Origin of the sequence: Streptomyces cathayae, assembly GCF_029760955.1 — a bacterium.
Lineage (GTDB): Bacteria > Actinomycetota > Actinomycetes > Streptomycetales > Streptomycetaceae > Streptomyces > Streptomyces cathayae.
The window spans coordinates 767,503-786,897 of sequence record NZ_CP121682.1; the positions used below are offsets into that span (position 1 = coordinate 767,503).

The following is a 19,395-nucleotide window of genomic DNA, read 5'->3' on the forward strand; positions in this document are numbered from 1 at the left end:
TCGTACGGCCCGGAGAAGTTGCCCCGAGATCGCACGCTCTGCCCTTGTCCGGCGGTCTTGAGTAGAGAAGGCTCCCGGTGACCGGATCGACGGCCCCGGTGCCGGCACCGGCACCGGCGAAGGAAGGCCACAGACGGTGCCCCGGCTGTGATCACCCTGATCTTTCCGCTCGGGTTCCGCCTGACCTGCCACTACTACCGCAAGGCGCACCACCGCTCCTGGTGGGCGGCACCCCCGGCGGTGCGGTTCCGGAGCCGCACCGCCGCTACAGCGGGGAGACCCGCTTCCCACTACTGCTGCAGAACGTCCACCGGTACTTCCTCTACGCGGCCTCTACGCGGCCCTCGTCCTCAACCTCATCCTGACCTGGGACGCGGTCATCGCCTTCGACTTCCGCGGACGCGTCGGCATGGGTCTGGGCAGCCTGGTCCCGGTCGTCAACGCCGTTCTGCTGTGGCTGTACACCCACTCGTGCCACTCGTGCCGCCACGCGGTCGATGGCCGCCTGAACGACTTCGCCCGGCACCCCGTCCGCTATCGGGCGTGGACCTGGGGGTCGCGGCTCAATCCGCACCACGGCAGGTTCGCCCGGGCCTCGCTGGTCCGGGTCGCGCTCGCCGACGGCTCCGTACGGCTGGTCGCCAGTGGTGTGATCCAGGACCCGCGGTTCTTCTGACCTCGAATCAGCCCGCGGAAAGGGGGCATCGGCCATGGGGCGCGATCTGCTGCTCCGCGTCCGGCGCGGCGACACCTCCGGCGGCTCACTTGTGGAGTACACCGTGCCGGTCGAGGACGGTGCGGTGGTCCTGGACGCTGTCCTGCGGCTGCAGGCCACGCAGGCCGGCGACCCCACGGTGCGCTGGAACTGCAAGGCCGGCACGTGCGGCTCGTGCAGCGCCGAGATCGAGGGCCGCCCGAAACTGATGTGCAGGGCGCGGCTGTCGACACTGCCCTCCGACAGCATCACGATCACGCCGCTGCGGACCTTCCCCGTCATCCGCGACCTGGTCACCGACGTGGGCTTCCACTACGCCAGGGCCCGGCAGGTTCCCTCCTTCGCCCCGCCGCCTCATCTGCGGCCCGGCGAATACCGGATGCGGCAGGAGGAGGTGGGGCGAGCCCAGGAGTTCCGCAAGTGCATCGAGTGCCGGCTGTGCCAGGACGTCCGTCACGTCATCCGCGACCACGAGGACGACAAGCCGGCCTTCGCCGGCCCGAGGTTCTTCATCCGCCACGCCGAACTCGACATGCACCGTTCCTAGCCAGTGAGCAGGAGTGAGTCCTGGACCCATACCTGCTCACTGCGGACATCCCGAACGGTGTTGGGTGTCCTGGTCGCCCGCGTGCTCGCCGCGTCCGGCGGCACGGATCGTGTCCGTGGTCCGGGAGTGCGGGGACGGGGTCCCTCGCGCCCGAGAGCCTCCGGTCGGGCCTGGACGGTCCGATGCCCCTGCTCATCACTCCGGTGAGCAGGGGGCGGTGTCGTCCGTCGCCGGATCGGGTGCCCCTGGGCGCGTCGCCCGATCGCGATGCTCGCCGCATCGTGCCGGGTCGCCTTGCGGTGTTTGCCGGTTAAGGGCTTCTGCCAGTGCTGGGCGCCCCATTTCGAGGTGTAGGCCGGGTCGACGGCGATGATGCTGATGCCGGTCTGATCCGCCATCGAGGTGAGGCGGGCGCGGAGTCTGCCGGTGGGCATGCCGGAGATCAGGTGCCGGAACCGCTTGCGCCTCCCGTGTTTCTCGCGGGTCTTCTCGGCGGTGAAGTCGAGGTCCTCGACGGCGATCGCCTTGACGCCGCAGGTCTTCGCCCAGTGCAGCAGCCGGGACAGCGCGTGGCGGACCTGGGCGTCCCGGTGACCGGCCGACCCGCTGAGCCGGTAGGAGAAGCGGCGGGGCCGCCCGACCGGGTTGCCGTGGGCATCCAGGCGCCAGGCCGCAAGGTGGTCGGCGTTGGTGTCCACACCGATCACACCTTCGGCGAGGGCGGCGTCGATCGGGATGGTCCTGGTGGGCGGGATCTGCCACGCGGCGGTCAGGTACCAGCGTCCGCGTTCCACGTCCAGGTGGATGCGGTAGGCGACCGCCCGGTGCGCCTCCACCCGGTCCGCCCATTCCTCGCCGCGGTGCGGGAACGAGACCTTTGCGGCCAGTACGTACCGGCCGTGCCGGGCGTTCGCCAGCCCGGCGAGCGGGGCAGGGAGCCTGATACTCACCTGACCGTCCGGGGTGACGCGGATCGTCTCGTTCCCGTACCGCTTCCCGGACTCCCCGTCCGCAGCAAGGAACCAGCGCTCGGCCTCCCACCGCTCGCGCCATTGGCTCTCGGTGAGCCGCGCGGCGCCGAGGTGGTGCCGATGACGGGCCAGGCGCCTGCCGCCGCGCACGACGTGGACGACGCCGGCCTCACGGTCGGCCCGCTCTCGCTCCAGCCGCTCCTGGAGGACATGCAGACGCCGGGTCTTCTGGAACCACTCCTTCTTCGAACGGTAGCCGCCCGGAGCGCGCCTGGTGCCCTGCTGGCCGACCGGCCGGGACAGGCGGTGCCGGATCGTGGTGATACCGGCCTCAAGGCTTTGGATGTGGGCGAGTTGGCAGCGACGCGACAAGGCCCACTGGTCATGCGTGGCCTTCGTGATCGCCCCGCCCCACCGGGACGACGAGGCGGCGGTCAGCTCCCGCTTCCGCGCCGCCCAGGTCTTTGTGGAGTGGCCGAGCCCATCACGGCAGCGGGCCGCGAGATCCCTCGCGGCCAGCGACCCCAGATGCGCGCCGACCAGGCGCAGCACCTGCTCGTCCCCGGGCGTGAGGCCCTTGAGCCGGGTGCGTACCGCCACACCGGTGGGGCCCAGTGCGACGAACGGGACGTCGATCGGGCGGAGGTCAGCCATGCTCGGCGGCCTCCAACGCCTTTCGCGCCCGGTTCGCCGCCGACCTGCGGCCGTACCGGCGAGCGCAGAACGACGTCAGTGCCTCCACCATGTCGCGCACGAGGTCGTCTTCGACTTCACCTTCGTCGAGGACCAGCAGGCGGCGCCCCGACGCGGACAGTGCGGCTTCTACGAGTTCGACGTTCATACGGCCCAGCCGGTCCTTGTGCTCGACCACCATGGTGGTCACCGCCAAATCGGCAAGCATGCGACGGGCCTTGGAGCGGGCGCCGTTCATGCCGGATGCGATCTCGGACTCAACCCGCACCACCTTGATGCCGGTCTTCGCCGCCCATGCCGACAGCCGAGCGACCTGGCGCTCCAGGTCAGCCTTCTGATCGCGGGAGGAGACACGGGCATGCAGCCCGAGGCCACCCACAGCTTCCCACGCGGTGTGGGCCTCGATGTTCACCAGGATCGTGCGTGGCCCGACCCGCTGAGCCGGTACCGGCAACGTCCCCTCACGGAACCAGCGATACGCGGTCTGCGGATGCACGCCCTGCGTCTTCGCCCATTCCGTCAGGTTCACACACTGCCAACGACACTCACCCATACATGGTTACGCACACTCAACCACCCCCGAGAACCAGCAGTTGGTTACCCTCTCGACACCGCCGACCGGCGCGGGATGCTGCGCGAACAGCACGGACTGGGGCTGTGCAACATCACCAAGTGCTGCACCGAGGTCTGCCCCGCCGGCATCAAGATCACCGACAACGCGATCATCCCGATGAAGGAACGCGTCGTCGACCACCGCCATGACCCGCTCGGGCGTCTGATCCGCAGCCTACGCCGCCGCCCGGGACGTGGGGCCGGCGAGGACTGAGCCATGCCCTGGCCGACGTCACGGTGTCGCCCCGGGCCGCCCATTCCTCGCCGGCCCCACGCCCTGCGCACCCTGCTGCCGGCCTGACCGCCTCCCGTCCGGGCGACCGCCCGCGCACCCCGGCACGCCGAGCGGTCAGGGTGTGTGTCTCACCGTGCCGGGCCGTCCGAGGGGATGCGCAGGGCGAGCAGGGCGACGTCGTCGTCGAACACCTGTCGGCTCCGGCTGATCAGAGCGTCGCACAGCTCCTCCAGCGGGGCCGTGGCCAGGCGGGCGGCCTGCTCGGCCAGCTCGGCCAGTCCCGTGTCGATGTCCTGGTCGCGGCGCTCGACCAGTCCGTCGGTGAACAGCAGCAGGGTGCTGCCGGGCGGGAGGGGGAGTTCGTGGCTGAACCGGGGGACGGACGCCTCGATCCCCACCGGGATCCCGTGACGGGCGGGTGCCAGGTAGCGGGTGCCGCCGTCCGCGCCGACCAGCAGCGGCGGCAGATGCCCCGCGTTGCTCCAGCCGAACGTGTACCCCCCGCCCGCTCCACCGGTGCGCTCGATGCGGCCGAACACCAGGGTGGCCGTCGGCGGATCCTCGAACATCGTCAGGGCGTGGTCCAGCCGGGACACGACCAGGGCGGGCGGCCCACCCCGGTCGAAGGCGAGCGCCCGCAGCATGTTGCGGATCTGCCCCATCAGCGGGGCGGCCTCCACGTCGTGGCCGGTCACGTCGCCCACCACGACACAGATGGCGCCGTCCGGCAGGGCCATGGCGTCGTACCAGTCCCCGCCCAGCCTGGGCAGCTCGGAGGCGGGCTCGTAGCGGGCGGCGGCCGTCAGCGGCGCAAGGTCGGGAAGTACGGGCAGCATGCGGCGCTGGAAGTGCTCGGCGGCCCGTCTGAGCTGCTCGTACAGACGGGCGTTCTCGAGACTGACGCCCGCGGCACTGGCCAGGGCCGTCAGCAGGCCCTCGTCGTCGTCATCGAAAAGCGTGCCGTCCCTCTTGTCGGCGACGTAGAGGTCACCGTAGACCGTGCCGCGCACCATGAGCGGAACGCCCAGCAGAGTCCGCATGACCGGATGCCCGGGCGGAAAACCGGCTGCACGAGGATGCCCGGCCACATCCGCCACCCGCAACGGCTCCCGGTCGTCCACCATGGTGTGCAACAGGCCGTGGCCCTGCGGCAGACCCATCGCAGCGCACAGCCGCGGATCGTCGATGCCCACGGTGATCAGGTCGATGACCTTTCCGCTCTCGTCGAGCACGCCCAGCGCCCCATAGCGCGCGGCGACGAGGTCGGCGGCCGCTTCCACGATGCGGCGCAGCACAGTGCGGGTATCCATGTCGGTGCTGACCGCCCCGACCGCGTCCAGCAGGTGCCGCAACCGGTGCCGGTCCAGAACACGCTGCTGCGATCGCGCGACCATGCCGCCCCCGGTCCGGCCCCGCTCCCATCGCTGCCACGGGTTGTGCGCCATGGTGCTTCCTCCCGGCGCCGGGCGCCGTCATCAGGTCGCCCTGCCATGTCACACTACGCGCTCACCTGGCCGGAGGCAGGCCGCAGCTTCGTCAGCGGCCCGCACCAGGGAGCGGCTGGGGAGACGTGGTCATCTTCTCCGCGTGCACCGCCGCACGAATCGGCGAGGTCTCAGGCCGCCGCGTCGGAGACATCGACACCACCCAGTGGATCTGGACCGTGCGGCGTCAGATCACACCCGCGCCCGGCGGGCTGTCCGACAGGGGCGCCAAGGGCACACAGGCCCGCAAGGTTCCCATCGGCGGGGAGATCCGTCCCCTCGCCGCCCAGCGCATCCTGTCCGCCGGCCCCGACCCGGACGCCGCCTGTTCACCGGCCCGCGTGGCGGACGCATCTCCACCGCCGTCCTGCGCGACGCCACGCACTGGGACGACGTGGTCACCGGGCTCGGCCACGAGCACCTGCGCCGCCACGACCTCCGGGACACCGGACTGACCTGGTTCGCCGACACCGGAGTCCACATCCACGTCCTCCGCAGGATCGCCGGCCACGGATCACTGACCACCACCCAGCGCCACCTGCACCCGGACGTACACAAGATCACCGCTGCCGGGGCGGCGCTCTCCACCCACCTCAGCGTGCTGCGCGCGCCGCGCTCGCTCCCGAAACCGATCGTCGTGACCTGCTGAGGCCGGTCAAGGACGCCGGTCCCCAGCTGGTCCCCAACAATGATCAAGGGCCGGTTCCGGATTGCTCCGGAACCGGCCCTTGCCTGCGACTGTCTCCAGTCGGGACGACAGGATTTGAACCTGCGACCCCTTGACCCCCAGTCAAGTGCGCTACCAAGCTGCGCCACGTCCCGATGCCCGTCTGACCTGGGGATTCCCCCGGATCAACGTGCACGGAAACAATACCGCACTCGGGAGGGTGATCGCGCACCCGTTTGCACGGCGGGGCTTGACCTGAAGTTTGGTCGAGGTTGCACGATCGCCGTATGACGATCACCGAGGAACACACACGTTCTTACGGGTTCGCGGATCTGCCGGGGCTGATGGGCCTGGTGACCGGCGGCGAGAAGCACGGACCGGCCGCCACCTCCACACTGGACGTGCTGTGGGTGCTCCACGACCGGGTGCTGCGCGTCTCGCCGGAGCGGGCGGCCGCGCTGCGGCGGGCCACCGGTACGGACGTGGTCCTCGTCGAGCCGTACCTGGCGGGCACGTCGACCGCGTCGGCCGACGACGCGTTGGCCGACGTGCCGCACCGGGTGCTGGGGCTGGGCGTGGGGCGACGGGAGCTGCGACGGTACGGGCAGCTCGAGGAGCATGTCGCCGCGCACGGTCTCGACGCCGCCTCGCTCCGGCAGCGGATCGCGGGCTTCGTCGCGGGCTGAACGAACGGCGACGCCCGTCGGTTCAGCCCATGGACGGCAGCCCCAGCCGGGGGTGTTCCTCGAGCAGCCGGGGCGGGGCCGCCTGGCGCCAGGAGTCGGCGAGGACGTCGCGCAGTTCGTCCTCGCCGTCGAGGGCGGTGAGGCGGACCCTGACCCAGGCGGACTGCGCCTCGTGGTCCGCGATCCAGAACTTCTCCGGTTCGGCGAGGGCCAGTTCGTCGCGCTCCTCCTTGGGGCAGCGCACGGCGATGGAGGTCTCGTCCTCGGGCAGGGTGGCGAACATCTTTCCCGCGACCCGGAACGTGGGCATGCTCCAGGCGATCTTCTCCGTGGTGTCCGGCAGGGACAGGGCGATCCGTCGTACGTCTTCGGCATCCGGCATGGCAGGCACCGTAGCGGCTGCCACTGACAACCGGTCACGGGACGGGGGCCGGCTGCCTACGGTGCTGCGGCGGCCTCGCTCAGCGCGTCCAGTACGGGCCGGATCAGCGGGTGTTCCTCGGCTCCCCGGCGTACGGCGGCGAAGACCCGGCGGGTGGGTGCCACACCGTCGACGGGGCGGACGACGACGCCCGTCAGGTCCGTGCCGCGCAGCGCCGAGCGCGGGACCAGGGCGACCCCCACGTCCGCCGAGGCCAGCGCCACCACCGCGCGGAAGTCGTCCGAAGTGTGCTCGAGGCGGGGCTGGAATCCGGCGTTCTCGCAGGCCAGGACGATTACGTCATGGCAGGGGTTGCCGGGGTAGGGGCCGATCCACGGGTCCTTGGCCAGCTCGGCGAGCGGCACCTCGGGCAGGTCGGCCAGCCGGTGGGTGACGGGGACGACCGCGTCGAAGGGCTCCGCGTACAGCGGCACGTGGGTCAGCCGCGGGTCGCCGGCGGACGGCGCTCCCCGGTACTCCACGGCCACGGCGACGTCGATCTGCCGGTCCAGCAGCATCGGCAGGCTGGCGTCGCCCTCGGCGTCCTGGACGTGGATGCGGATACCCGGTGCCGTGGCGGCGAGGCGGACCAGGGCGGGCACGACGACCTGGGCGATCCCGGTCGCGAAGGAGGCCACGGTGAGGGTGCCGGCCGCGCCCGAACTGTAGGCGGCGAGTTCGGCCGCGGCCCGCTCCAGCTGGGCGAGGACCGCATGGGTGTGGTCGAGCAGGATTTCGCCGGCCGGTGTCAGCCGTACCCCCTTGGCGCTGCGCTCCACCAGCCGGTGGCCGGTCTCCTGCTCCAGCGCGGTGAGTTGCTGGGACACGGCCGAGGGGGTCAGGTACAGCGCGGCGGCCGCCGCCGTGACCGTACGGTGGTCGGCCACCGCACGCAGGATGTGGAGCCGCCGTGCCTCGATCATGAGACCGGATTCTCTCAGACTCCCCCGGGCCGGACCCCCGCGAACGCCGCCGCGCGCTCCGCTCAGGCGTCGAGCTCCGCCCGCGCCGCCACGAAGGCGTCCACCGCGCGGTTCACGTCCTCGGTGGAGTGGGCCGCGGACAGCTGGACCCTGATCCGGGCCTGTCCCTCGGGCACCACGGGGTAGGAGAAGCCGATCACGTACACACCGCGTTCCAGCAGCAGCTCCGCCAGGCGTCCCGCGCGGGACGCGTCGCCGATCATCACCGGGGCGATGGGGTGGTCGCCGGGGAGGAGGTCGAAGCCCTCGGCGGTCATCCGGCGGCGGAACAGGGCGGTGTTCTCGCCCAGCCGGACCCTCAGGTCGTCCGCGGACTCCAGCAGGTCGAGGACCTTCAGCGAGGCCGCCGCGATGACCGGGGCGAGGGTGTTCGAGAACAGGTACGGCCGGGAGCGCTGGCGCAGCAGGGCGACGATCTCCGCGCGGGCGGCGACATAGCCGCCGGAGGCACCGCCGAGCGCCTTGCCGAGGGTGCCGGTGAGGATGTCGACGCGGTCCATGACGCCGTGCAGTTCGGGGGTGCCGCGCCCGCCGGACCCGACGAAGCCCACGGCGTGCGAGTCGTCGACCATGACCATGGCGTCGTGGCGGTCGGCGAGGTCGCAGATCTCGTCCAGCGGCGCGACGTGGCCGTCCATGGAGAAGACGCCGTCGGTGACGATCAGCTTGCGCCGCGCCCCGCCCTCGGTGGCCTCCTTCAACTGGCGCTCCAGGTCGGCCATGTCACGGTTGGCGTAGCGGAAGCGGCGGGCCTTGGACAGCCGGATGCCGTCGATGATCGACGCGTGGTTGAGCGCGTCGGAGATCACCGCGTCGTCCGGGCCGAGCAGTGTCTCGAACACGCCGCCGTTGGCGTCGAAGCAGGACGAGTAGAGGATCGTGTCCTCCTGGCCGAGGAACGCCGACAGCCGGGCCTCCAGCTCCTTGTGCACCTCCTGCGTGCCGCAGATGAAGCGCACCGAGGCCATGCCGTAGCCCCAGCGGTCGAGGGCCTCGTGGGCGGCGGCGAGCACCTCGGGGTGGTCGGCGAGGCCGAGGTAGTTGTTGGCGCAGAAGTTGAGGACCTCACCGGGCCGGCCGCCCGCGGTGACGTTCACGGTGGCGGACTGCGGGGTGCCGATCACCCGCTCGGGCTTGTGCAGTCCGGCGGCGCGGATCTCGTCGAGGGTGGTGCGGAGGTCGTCGCGCACGGAGTCGAACATGGGAAGGCTCCTGGTGGATGAAGGTGCTCGCGGATGAGGGGGATGCCGAGGAAGGCCCCGGGCGGGTGCGCCCGGCGCGGGGTGCCTGGACGGAGGTGCCGGGACGGAGCTGCCGGGGTCAGGACGTCCAGTCGAGGATGATCTTGCCGCCGCGGCCGCTCGCCGCGTCCTCGAACGCCGCCTCGAAGTCGCGGTGGGAGTACCGGCCGGTGATCACGGGGGCGAGGTCGAGGCCGCCCTCCAGCAGCACCGACATGGCGTACCAGGTCTCGAACATCTCCCGGCCGTAGATGCCCTTGAGGGTGATCATCGAGGTGACGATCCGGGCCCAGTCGACCGGGAACTCCTCGGCCGGCAGGCCCAGCATCGCGATCCGGCCGCCGTGGGTCATGTTGGCGATCATGTCCCGCATCGCCTCGGGGCGGCCGGACATCTCCAGGCCGACGTCGAATCCCTCGCGCAGGCCGAGGATCTGCTGCCCGTCGGCGATGGCCGACTCCCCCACGTTCAGCGCCAGGCTCACGCCGATCTTGCGGGCGAGTTCCAGACGCTCCTCACTGATGTCGGTGATCATGACATGGCGGGCTCCGGCGTGCCGGGCCACGGCGGCGGCCATCAGGCCGATCGGTCCGGCGCCGGTGATCAGGACGTCCTCCCCGACGAGCGGGAAGGACAGGGCGGTGTGCACGGCGTTGCCGAACGGGTCGAAGATCGCGGCGACGTCGAGGTCGACGGGCACGCGGTGCACCCAGACGTTGGTCGCGGGCAGCACGACGTACTCGGCGAACGCGCCGTCGCGACCGACGCCGAGCCCGACGGTGGCGCGGCACAGGTGCCGTCGTCCGGCCAGGCAGTTGCGGCACTTGCCGCACACGAGGTGGCCCTCGCCGCTGACCCGGTCGCCGGTCTTGATCTCGTCGACGTCCCGGCCCGTCTCGACGACCTCGCCGACGAATTCGTGCCCGAGGACCAGCGGAGCGCTGATCGTCTGGCGGGCCCAGCCGTCCCAGGACCGGATGTGCAGGTCGGTGCCGCAGATACCGGTGCGCAGCACCTTGATCAGTACGTCCCCGGGCCCGACGGCCGGCTCGGGAACGTCCGCGAGCCACAGCCCGGGTTCGGCCTTCTCCTTGACGAGCGCCTTCAACGCCATGGCTCCTGAGGGTGAGTCCCGGCTCCCGGGCACGCCGGAGCAGCCCAGGCCGGGAAGCGGAGTGGATTCGCACTGCAATCTGCCGTACGCCACCCTCACCGGTCCATCGAGGATTTCTTAAGCGGGGCCACAGCTTTCCTTCACGCCGTCACCCCATCGGCCCCGCCCTCGCCGCCGGGCCGCGGGCTCACCACACCGGTCTGTCGCTCTCCCCGCGGTCGAGCCGTACGACGAGATCCGCGGCCTGTTCCTTGATGGCGGTGAGCCCCGCCTGTCCCCAGGCCCGTGGCTGGATGTCGGAGACCGACACGGTGCCCAGCACCATGCCGGTGCTGTCGATGAGCGGGGCGCCCAGGTAGGAGCGCACCCCGAACTCGTCCACGACCGGATTGCCCGCGAACCGCGGATAGTCGCTCACGTCCCCCAGGGCCAGTGCCTTGCGCCGGGCCACCACATGGGGGCAGAAGCCGTGGTCGCGGGGCAGTGTCCGGCCCAGCAGGGCGCCGGTGCCGTCGCCGCGGACGACGGGCGCGACCGCCGGGGCGTGCAGACCGGCGAAGAACTGCCCTTCCTCCCCCAGGAAGTTGACCATGGCGTACGCCGCCCCGGTGAGTTCGGAGAGTCCGTACGCGAAGGCGTCGAGCAGGGGCTCGGGGCGTTCGCCCAGACCCAGCCGGCGCAGCCGCAGGGTGCGGGCCGGCGCCTCCTTGTCCTCGGGGGTGAGCAGCAGACGACCGGCCGGGCGGGGCGGGTCGTAGCTCATGGGCGGGCTCCCTGGGTGTGGGCAGAACGCATGGATGGGCTCCGTGACGGTGTGCGGGGATCACATGTGGGCGCCATACCCCGTGGCGGGGGCCGGGGCGTGGGCGAGGAGGTGGCGTACCAGGGTCAGCAGGGTCCGGACGCCCGAACTGGAGATCCGGGCGTCGCAGCACACGACGGGGATCTCGTCGGTCAGGTCCAGGGCGGCGCGCACCTCCTGGGGGTCGTAGCGGAAGGCTCCGTCGAACTCGTTGACGGCGATGACGAAGTCGAGGCCACGCTGCTCGAAGAAGTCGACGGCGGCGAAGCACTCCTCCAGGCGCCGGGTGTCGGCGATGACGACCGCGCCGAGGGCGCCCTCGCAGAGCTCGTCCCACATGAACCAGAACCGCTCCTGGCCCGGTGTGCCGAACAGGTACAGCACATGCTCCGGGTCCAGGGTGATACGGCCGAAGTCCATCGCCACGGTCGTCTCGACCTTGTTCTCGATTCCGTCGAGCCGGTCGGTGGCGGCACTGACCGTGGTGAGCAGTTCCTCCGTGCTGAGCGGCGCGATCTCGCTGACCGCGCCGACGAAGGTGGTCTTGCCCACGCCGAAGCCGCCCGCCACGAGGATCTTGAGCGCGGTGGGGAACGGGTCGGTGCCGGTGCCGCGGTCAGAGCTGTCGTCGTAGTCCATCGAGCACTGCCTCCAGAAGGGCCCGGTCCGTCGGGTTGTGGGCGAACACGGGGGGCTTGGTGGTGAGCCCCCCGCAGTCGACGAGGTCCGCCAGCAGCACCTTGGTGACGGCCACCGGCAGCTTGAGATGGGCGGCGACCTCGGCGACCGGGAGGGGCGCGCGGCACAGGTCGAGCGCCTGCGCGTGCTCGGGTCCGAGGTAGCCGAAAGGGGTGGCCCCGGTGGCCATCACCTGTGACATCAGGTCGAGTTCGACGGTGGGGCGGGTCCGGCCGTCGCTGACGGTGAAGGGGCGCACCAGCCGCCCGGCCGCGTCGTCCAGCCAGGGGCCGTCGCCGGCCGTCGCCACGTTCAAGGCCTCATCACCGGGGGTTCGGCGGCGGGCTGCCGGGGAGCGGTCATCAGATACGGCCGGACGCTCTTGACCAGCATCGCCATCTCGTAGCCGAGCACCGCCGCGTCGGCCTCGCGGCCGGCCAGCACCGCGAGGCAGGTGCCGGAACCGGCGGTGGAGACGAACAGCAGGGTCGAGTCGAGTTCGACGACGACCTGCCGGACGTCGCCGCCGTCGCCGAAGCGGATGCCGGCGCTGCGGCCGAGCGAGTAGAGGCCGGAGGCCAGGGCGGCCATGTGGTCGGCGCTGTCCGCGTCGAGGCCGTGCACGGACTTCACCAGCCCGTCGCAGGAGAGCAGCACGGCACTCGACGTGTGCGGTACCCGTTGTACGAGGCCGCTCATCAGCCAGTCGAGATCGGACACGTGGGCGGTCGGCGCATCGCTCGCCATGGTGGATCGACTCCTTGGGGTACGAAGGTCTGCGGGAGCGGTGGGGGTGGGTGCGGGCATGCTCATCCGGCGGGTGCACTCCCGTCGTCCCGGGCGGTGTGGTCGGTGCGGGGCGCGGGCACCCCGTCATGGGCACCACGCATTTCCCGGGACACCGCGGGCACATGGTGTGCCTCCGTGGTGTGGGACTCCATGGTGTGGGGTTCCATGGCACGGGGCTGCGTGGTGGGGAGCGGGTCCATGGGGTAGGCGTCCATGGGCCGTGTCGGCAGCATGGACGGCAGGGACACGGACGCCGTGGGGTCGCCCACCATGTGCTCGCCGGTGTTGTCGGGGCGCCCCATGTCGTCGCGCCCCATGTCGTCGGCGTCGGTGGGCTGTTGGGTTTCGGCGAGACTGACGCCCCGTTGGAAGGCCGCCACCAGGTGGGGATCGTGACCGGCGACGTGCTCGGTCTCCTGACGCGGTGCGGGACCGTCGCGGAGCTGGGGCACGAGGTGTTCCTGGGCGCGGCGGCGGGGCAGTCGGGGTTTGTCCGTGCTGCCGTGCACCGTGCCGTCGCGCGGGGTGAGGGGAGCGGACCCCGCCCCGTTCTCCGCGAGGGTCCGCCGGTCGTCGGGGTTGACGCCGGGAGCCGCCTCGGCCGGGTTGGCCCGTACCGCGCGGGCGCCGCGCAGCGGCAGGGGTGGCGCCACGCCGTCGGGGGGCGACGGGGCCGGAACGGCGGTCCGGTCGCGGCGGTGCGAGCGTGGTCCCGCGGTGTGCGGCACCGGGTGGCGGGGCGCCCCGGGTCCCTGCAGCGGTCCGGGTCCGGCGCCCGCCCGCGGATCGGGCAGCGGGCCGGCCCCGTACCCGGCGGGCCCGGACAGCGGGACGCCTCCGGGCGCGGGTACCGGGTGCCCGGTCCGGGGCGTCGGCCCGCCGCCGTACTCCGCGTCCGGCACCGCGTCGATCTCTCGCGGTTGTCCCATGCTCTGCCCCGCGACCCACGGCTCGGCGCCCAGCAGTGCCTGCGGCACGACGAGCACGGCCTGCACTCCGCCGTAGATGTTGCTCTGCAGCCGGACATGGATGCCGTGGCGCTTCGCGAGCTGCGAGACCACGAACAGGCCGATGCGTCCGTCGGCCAGCAGGCTGGCCACATTGACCTGGTCCGGGTCGGCGAGCAGGGCGTTCATCCGCTCCTGCTCGCCCATGGGCATGCCGAGCCCGCGGTCCTCGACCTCGACGGCGAGCCCGGAGGTGACGAGGCCGGCGCGGAGTAGCACCTGGGTGTGCGGGGCGGAGTACAGCGTGGCGTTCTCGACGAGTTCGGCCAGCAGGTGGATGACGTCGGCGACGGCGTGCCCGCGCAGGGTGCCGTCGATCGGCGGGACGAGTTTGACCCGCGAGTACTGCTCGACCTCGGCGATGGCCGAGCGCAGCACCTCGGTCATGGGGACGGGGTTGCTCCACTGCCGCCGGGAGACGGCCCCGCCGAGCACGGCGAGGTTCTCGGCGTGGCGGCGGATGCGGGTGGCGAGGTGGTCGACGTGGAAGAGGCCCTTGAGCAGGTCGGGGTCCTCGATCTCGTTCTCCATCTCGTCGAGGAGGGAGATCTCGCGGTGCACCAGGGACTGCAGGCGCCGGGCCAGGTTGACGAACACCTCGAGTTTCTGTTCGCTGCCCGCCTGGCTGGAGAGCTGGGACGCCTGCACGACGGCGGTGACGGCACCGTCGTGCGCCCGGGACAGGTCGGCGGCGAGCAGGTCGAAGTCGTCGGCGTCCTCCGGCGTCCTGTCGCGCTGCCCCCGGGGTGGCGGTCCCTCCCCCCGGCGCAGGGCGTCCACCAGGCCACCCAGGTCGGCCTCGCGCCGGGCCGTGCTCCGGCGCAGGCTCTCCACCCGCTCGTGCACGGAGCGGGCGGCTCGGTCGGCGGCCACGGCGGCGACGACGATGCCGGCCAGGGCCACCGACCCCGCGCCGCCGAGCACGCTCCACAGCGTGGCACCGGGTCGTACCCCGGTGGAGCGGACCGTGAACAGCACGGCCGCGCAGGCGCTGAGGGCGACCGCGACGGGCGGCAGCACGGCGAGCCTCAGCAGCTGGGGCCGTAACTGCGTCTCGGGGAGCTCGGGGGCGGGCCGGGAGGGCGGGCGTCCGTGCCGTCCGCCCTCCCTCCGGTCCGTGCGGGAGGCCGGAGCGCGGGAGCCGTGCATCGGTGTCCTCGAGCTGGTACTGGTCCGTGAACCGGTACTGGTCCTTCGGTTCCGGGTGCCGGTCGCGCCCGAGACGCCGGCCGGGCCCGGTCGGCGGGACTCCTCGCCCCGTCGGCTCCCTCGTCCGCCTTCTGCCTGCACGTACCGGTCCCCGCTCCCTGATCCGATCTGGTGGCCATGGCCCCGGGGCGCGACGCGCCCGACCGACACTCACCGTAGTCACCACCGCATCACGTGCGGTGGCCAGTTGACAAACTTGCCCGGACAGCGTCCCGCTCTGGTATGAGGCTTCGTACGACAGACCGATAAACCCGTCAGGCAGTCACCCGGAAACGGTCACAGTTCGATCCGACCTGGTCAGAAGCGGTCACCGGTACATGCCGAGGGCCGGGGAGCTCACGGCTCCCCGGCCCTCACCCTTCCGGCGTCCACCCACCCGCACCGTCGCGACGGCCGCGGCCCCTCCGTCACGGCGACCCCCCGGGGCCCTTCACACCCGAGGAAGGTCCACGGAATTCTCACTCTCCGTAGCAGTGCAGGCCATGACTTCTGGGCTCCTGGGCTCCTGCCCCGTGTCAGTCCTCTCCCACCAGGTCCAGGTCCTCGTGGACGGCGGCGGAGGCGTCCGTGACAGGGTCGGGCAGCGGCCACTTGTGGTGCGGGACGTGTCCCACGTCCCGCCACCACGTCTTCGTCGGCAGCTCTCCCGCGGGCTCGAACGGCAGGCCCGGGACGGGGAAGGCGGCGGGCTGACCGACCGCGTCGGCGGCCGCCATCGTCCATTCGCCGGGCTCCGCCCAGGGATGCGGCGCCAGGTTGAAGGTGCCCCAGTGGATCGGCAGGAAGACACCGTCCGGGCGGCCTCTCTGCAGGTCCAGATGGGCCTGGACGCCCTCGGCCGGGTTCATGTGGATCTCGGGCCAGGAACCGGGTCCCGGGATCGGGTCCAGCCCGCCCTTGGGCCAGAAGTCCGAGTACGCGCCGATCTGGATCATCGTCGCGTCGAACGGGCCGTGGTCGGCGCCGATGTCCTGGAAGCCGTCGAAGTAGCCGGTGTCACCGCTGTGGTACACGCGGTGCTCCGCACCCGCCACGACCCAGGAGGCCCACAGGGTGTGCTGGGTGTTGCGCAGTCCCCGGCCGCAGAAATGGCGGGCCGGGGTGGCCGTGAGGGTGAGCCCGCCGACCCGCGTCGCCTCGTGCCAGTCCAGTTCGCGCAGCCGGTCGGCGGACACGCCCCAGTGCTCCAGATGGGCACCCACCCCGAGCGGCACGGCGAACAGCGTGTCCGTGCCGGCCAGTGCCTTGACGGTGGGCAGGTCCAGGTGGTCGTAGTGGTCGTGCGAGATCACCACGACGTCGACCGGGCCGAGCGCGGCCAGCGGCAGGGGCACCGGGTGCAGCCGCCGGGGCCCGACGAAGGGGAACGGGGAGCAGCGCTCGCCCCACACGGGGTCGAACAGGACCCGCTGACCGTCGATCTCCGTGAGCACGCTGGAGTGGCCCATCCAGGTGAGACGCAGCCCGGTGGCCGGCGGGCGGGCCAGGTCGGCGAGGGTGGTGGAGTGCACCGGCACGGTGCCGCGCGGCGCGCGGTGGTACCGGGTCTCCCTGTCGAAGTAGCTCTTCGCCAGGTCCCGGGCCGAGCCCTCGGACCGGGGCCGGGTGGGTCCCCCGGGGTTCTGGAACACCCCGTCCCGGTAGTGCGGGGATCTGCGGATGCGCGCCATGCGCTCCCCGCTCGGGTCCGCGCCGAAGGCCGCGGGCCGTAGCGCACGGAGCCCGGAGCTCTGGGAACGGAAACCGGCCACGATGCCTCCCAGCGGAGTCGGTCAGACATCCCATTATGGGCGGACGGGCCGAAAGCGCGGTGGCGGACGGGACAGAACCGGCCGCCCGGGGCGACGGGCCCGCCGGGCTCCGACTCCCCGGGGCGGGGGGGCGGGCGGCCGCCCCCGTGCCCGCCGCGCCCCCGTGCCCGCACCCTCCGCCTTCGTCCTCTCCCCCGCGCCCGCCGCGCCCCCGCCCGTCGCGTCCGTCCGGCGTTACGCCACCGAGGCGATCCGCACCTTGATGTCGTCCGGTGACAGCGTCCCCTTCGCCGTCACGTGGTCCCCCGACGACTCCCCGCGCAGTCGGCGCCCTATCCACGGCACCAGGTACTCGCGCGCCCAGTGGACGTCGTCCCGTCGGACGTCGAGGTTGCCGCGCGGCGGCAGCGGGGGCCAGGGCTGCTCCGGGTCCGCCGGGACGTCCAGGCCGAGGCTCTGGCCCGCGCGGAGCGCCACACGCGTGTGTCCCTCGGGCGACAGGTGGAGCCGGTCGGTGTCCCAGGCCCTGCGGTCCTGGACGCTCCTCAGGGACCACAGGTCGAGCACCGGGCAGCCGTACCGGTCGGCGACGGCCCGCACATGCCCGTTGTAGGTGGCGATCTTGCCGCGCAGATGCTTGAGCAGGGGCACGCCCCGGGTGTCGAACCCCGTGGTCACCAGGACCGTGCCGGAGACCGCCGTGAGCGCGGCCACAGCCCGTTCGAAACGCTCGGCCACCTCGTCGGGGTCGGTGCCGGGGCGGAGGATGTCGTTGCCGCCCGCACAGAAGGAGACCAGTGCGGGGGCCAGTTCGACGGCCCGCGGAACCTGGTCGGCCATGATCTGGTCGAGCAGTTTTCCGCGCACCGCGAGATTCGTGTACCGGAAGTCGCCTTCGGGGCGACGGTCGGCGAGAAGTACGGCGAACCGGTCGGCCCAGCCGACGAACGCCCCGTCCGGGCCGGGGTCGCCGACGCCCTCGGTGAAGCTGTCCCCCACCGCCACGTACGACCCGATCACTGATGTGCTGTCACTCTTCGAATCGTCTGCCACGAGGGGACATGATTCCCTTTCGAATGTGACCTACGCGACCGTAGGAAGGGGTTGACGCGCGGTGAGATAAGCCACTCCCGAAGCATTGCCCCGTTCCGGAATAGCCTTGGCGGAAAGAACGTTGAGGGGCCGAAACGCGCCGAAGGCCGGACCCCGGGGATCGGGGTCCGGCCTTCGGCGCGTGTCCGGCGGGTCGCCGCGGGGGTCAGACGATGGAGACGCCCTTCGCCCCGAGGTAGGCGACCGGGTCCACGTCCGAGCCGTAGTTCGGCGTGGTGCGGATCTCGAAGTGCAGGTGCGGGCCGGTCGAGTTGCCGGTGGACCCCGAGAGGCCGACCTGCTGGCCGCCGCTCACGGTCTGGCCGGCCGAGACGGACAGCGAGGACAGGTGGGCGTACTGGGCGTAGTGGCCGTCCTCGAGCTGGACGACGACCTGGTTGCCGTATGCACCGGCCCAGCCCGCGGAGACGACGGTGCCCGGGCCGACGGCCTTCAGGGAGGTGCCGGTCGGGATGGCGAAGTCGACACCCGTGTGGTAGCCGCTGGACCACATGCTGCCGGCCACCTTGTAGGCGGTGCCGAGGCCGCCACCGGGCACCGGCGAGCTGTAACCGGAGGTGTTCGCGGCCTGCTTCACGGTCGTGGCGTCGGAGGAGGCCTTCGGCGCGGACTTCTTCGGCGCGGAGGACGGAGCGGACGACGAGGGCAGCCCCAGGGAACCGGCGGGGCCGGAGGAGGGCGACTTCTTCGGCGTGCTCGTCGCGGCCTCGCCGTCGACCGAGAGCTTCAGACCGGGGTGGATGAGCGACGGGTCGTCACCCACGGCCTCCCGGTTGTCGGCGTAGAGCTGCTTCCAGCCGCCGTCGACGTTCTCGGACTCGGCGATCTTCGCCAGGTGGTCGCCGCTCTTCACGATGTACGTGCGGACGTCGCCGCTCCGGCCGCTGTCGGCCTTCTTGCCGTCAGCCTTCTCGCCGGCGACGGAGAACGACTGGACGGCCTTTTCCGGGGCCGCCTGCGCCGGGGCGGCGTTCGCGCCGGTGGCGCCGAGAAGCGGCAGGGCGAGCACGGCGCCACCGGCACCGGCGACGGCGATGGAACGAGTGAGACGCACAGCGCGGGAACGGCGGTGCTTACCCTTTGCGGGCATGACGAATTCCTCTCCGGCGCCTACGAGGTGAGCTGTCGGGTTCGGACTGGAGATGCCCGGCCGCGTCGGGACGCGGCTTAACCCCGAGCCTGTTCCGGAGACCGGAACAGGCAGTGATACCTGTGGGTCCCCCGCTCCTGCCGTACACGGGTCAGTGTGTGTGGGCTCCGGGCGGCGGCAGGATTAGGCGTCCGTCCGGATCGATGGCGAACGTAGGCGACCACGGCGCAAAGGGACAAGCGCGATGTTCGGAGCGAAGGCCCTTTTCCGTGATCCATTCACCTGAATTCCGTCACCCAGAGTCGCCCCGGATTTCCCGCACCCTCCGAATTCCCTTGCGGAACAACAGAATTACGCGAAGCACGGCGGCAACACATCGTCACCGATATGACGATGCTCACCACGCCCTCCCCACCCCCCTCCCTTTCGGGGCATTTCATGGCGAAATGCCTTAAACGGACAGAACGCCTTCAAGTACCCGATCGGGGACGTCCCGCTCCGGCCTGACGGCGGGACCGGAACGCCCCTGCCGACCGATCCGCGGACAACTCATTGCCCCCGGCAGGCATGTCGTATCGTCGAGTGAC

15 protein-coding genes, 1 tRNA gene, 5 pseudogenes and 1 riboswitch are annotated in these 19,395 nt (G+C 71.7%); of the genes and pseudogenes, 5 read left to right on the forward strand and 16 right to left on the reverse strand.

The annotated features are described in order from the left end of the window. Positions 1 to 138 precede the first annotated feature (138 nt). Both PYS65_RS03695 and PYS65_RS03700 read left to right on the forward strand, forming a co-directional pair. A pseudogene (locus PYS65_RS03695) lies at positions 139 to 676 on the forward strand (hypothetical protein); the annotation flags it as partial. Positions 677 to 710: 34 nt separating this feature from the next. Next, positions 711 to 1,253, forward strand: a pseudogene (locus PYS65_RS03700) (succinate dehydrogenase/fumarate reductase iron-sulfur subunit); the annotation flags it as partial. A 5-nt stretch (positions 1,254 to 1,258) separates the two neighbouring features. Here the strand turns inward: PYS65_RS03700 and PYS65_RS03705 are convergent. After that, positions 1,259 to 2,887, reverse strand: a complete 1,629-nt coding sequence (locus PYS65_RS03705) for a transposase (RefSeq protein WP_279332319.1) — start codon at positions 2,885 to 2,887, stop codon at positions 1,259 to 1,261. Beyond that, the gene (locus tag PYS65_RS03710) at positions 2,880 to 3,455 is read right to left on the reverse strand and encodes an IS607 family transposase (RefSeq protein ID WP_279332320.1); all 576 of its coding nucleotides are present in this window, start codon (positions 3,453 to 3,455) and stop codon (positions 2,880 to 2,882) included. The genes PYS65_RS03705 and PYS65_RS03710 overlap by 8 nt, the downstream gene beginning before the upstream one ends. Positions 3,456 to 3,524: 69 nt before the next feature. Here PYS65_RS03710 and PYS65_RS03715 point away from each other — a divergent pair. Further along, positions 3,525 to 3,752, forward strand: a pseudogene (locus PYS65_RS03715) (succinate dehydrogenase/fumarate reductase iron-sulfur subunit); the annotation flags it as partial. Positions 3,753 to 3,901: 149 nt separating this feature from the next. Here PYS65_RS03715 and PYS65_RS03720 read toward each other — a convergent pair. After that, positions 3,902 to 5,218 carry a PP2C family protein-serine/threonine phosphatase gene (locus PYS65_RS03720; protein WP_279332321.1) on the reverse strand — a complete coding sequence of 439 codons (1,317 nt, stop codon included), beginning with the start codon at positions 5,216 to 5,218 and terminating at the stop codon, positions 3,902 to 3,904. Between the two features lie 113 nt (positions 5,219 to 5,331). Here PYS65_RS03720 and PYS65_RS34895 point away from each other — a divergent pair. Beyond that, a pseudogene (locus tag PYS65_RS34895) lies at positions 5,332 to 5,906 on the forward strand (tyrosine-type recombinase/integrase); the annotation flags it as partial. 99 nt (positions 5,907 to 6,005) lie between these two features. Here the strand turns inward: PYS65_RS34895 and PYS65_RS03730 are convergent. Beyond that, a tRNA-Pro gene (locus tag PYS65_RS03730) sits at positions 6,006 to 6,079 on the reverse strand. A gap of 132 nt (positions 6,080 to 6,211) precedes the next feature. Here PYS65_RS03730 and PYS65_RS34900 point away from each other — a divergent pair. Then, a pseudogene (locus PYS65_RS34900) lies at positions 6,212 to 6,382 on the forward strand (transketolase); the annotation flags it as partial. 250 nt (positions 6,383 to 6,632) lie between these two features. Here PYS65_RS34900 and PYS65_RS03740 read toward each other — a convergent pair. The 12 genes from PYS65_RS03740 to PYS65_RS03795 form a co-directional block, all read right to left on the reverse strand. Continuing rightward, positions 6,633 to 6,992 carry an MmcQ/YjbR family DNA-binding protein gene (locus PYS65_RS03740; protein WP_279332323.1) on the reverse strand — a complete coding sequence of 120 codons (360 nt, stop codon included), beginning with the start codon at positions 6,990 to 6,992 and terminating at the stop codon, positions 6,633 to 6,635. A gap of 56 nt (positions 6,993 to 7,048) precedes the next feature. Then, a complete protein-coding gene (locus tag PYS65_RS03745; protein WP_279332324.1) occupies positions 7,049 to 7,954 on the reverse strand; it encodes a LysR family transcriptional regulator in 906 nt (301 codons plus the stop codon). Between the two features lie 62 nt (positions 7,955 to 8,016). Continuing rightward, positions 8,017 to 9,216 (reverse strand): glycine C-acetyltransferase, encoded by a 1,200-nt coding sequence (locus tag PYS65_RS03750; protein ID WP_279332325.1) that lies wholly within the window; start codon positions 9,214 to 9,216, stop codon positions 8,017 to 8,019. 118 nt (positions 9,217 to 9,334) lie between these two features. Then, positions 9,335 to 10,363: an L-threonine 3-dehydrogenase gene (gene tdh / locus PYS65_RS03755; RefSeq protein WP_279337841.1), complete on the reverse strand. Its 1,029-nt coding sequence runs from the start codon at positions 10,361 to 10,363 to the stop codon at positions 9,335 to 9,337. A gap of 193 nt (positions 10,364 to 10,556) precedes the next feature. Next, entirely contained in the window at positions 10,557 to 11,132 is a 576-nt protein-coding gene (locus PYS65_RS03760) for a GAF domain-containing protein (protein ID WP_279332326.1), read from the reverse strand. A 60-nt stretch (positions 11,133 to 11,192) separates the two neighbouring features. Beyond that, positions 11,193 to 11,810: a GTP-binding protein gene (locus PYS65_RS03765; RefSeq protein ID WP_279332327.1), complete on the reverse strand. Its 618-nt coding sequence runs from the start codon at positions 11,808 to 11,810 to the stop codon at positions 11,193 to 11,195. After that, positions 11,788 to 12,159 (reverse strand): DUF742 domain-containing protein, encoded by a 372-nt coding sequence (locus PYS65_RS03770; protein ID WP_279332328.1) that lies wholly within the window; start codon positions 12,157 to 12,159, stop codon positions 11,788 to 11,790. The genes PYS65_RS03765 and PYS65_RS03770 overlap by 23 nt, the downstream gene beginning before the upstream one ends. 2 nt (positions 12,160 to 12,161) lie before the next feature. Further along, entirely contained in the window at positions 12,162 to 12,596 is a 435-nt protein-coding gene (locus PYS65_RS03775) for a roadblock/LC7 domain-containing protein (RefSeq protein WP_279332329.1), read from the reverse strand. Between the two features lie 62 nt (positions 12,597 to 12,658). Beyond that, the gene (locus PYS65_RS03780; protein ID WP_279332330.1) at positions 12,659 to 14,794 is read right to left on the reverse strand and encodes a sensor histidine kinase; all 2,136 of its coding nucleotides are present in this window, start codon (positions 14,792 to 14,794) and stop codon (positions 12,659 to 12,661) included. A gap of 575 nt (positions 14,795 to 15,369) precedes the next feature. After that, the gene (locus tag PYS65_RS03785) at positions 15,370 to 16,605 is read right to left on the reverse strand and encodes an MBL fold metallo-hydrolase (protein ID WP_279332331.1); all 1,236 of its coding nucleotides are present in this window, start codon (positions 16,603 to 16,605) and stop codon (positions 15,370 to 15,372) included. Positions 16,606 to 16,839: 234 nt separating this feature from the next. Then, positions 16,840 to 17,625: an SGNH/GDSL hydrolase family protein gene (locus PYS65_RS03790; protein WP_279337842.1), complete on the reverse strand. Its 786-nt coding sequence runs from the start codon at positions 17,623 to 17,625 to the stop codon at positions 16,840 to 16,842. 238 nt (positions 17,626 to 17,863) lie between these two features. After that, entirely contained in the window at positions 17,864 to 18,808 is a 945-nt protein-coding gene (locus PYS65_RS03795) for a M23 family metallopeptidase (protein ID WP_279332332.1), read from the reverse strand. A 2-nt stretch (positions 18,809 to 18,810) separates the two neighbouring features. Continuing rightward, positions 18,811 to 18,975, reverse strand: a riboswitch (cyclic di-AMP (ydaO/yuaA leader). Positions 18,976 to 19,395: the final 420 nt, after the last annotated feature.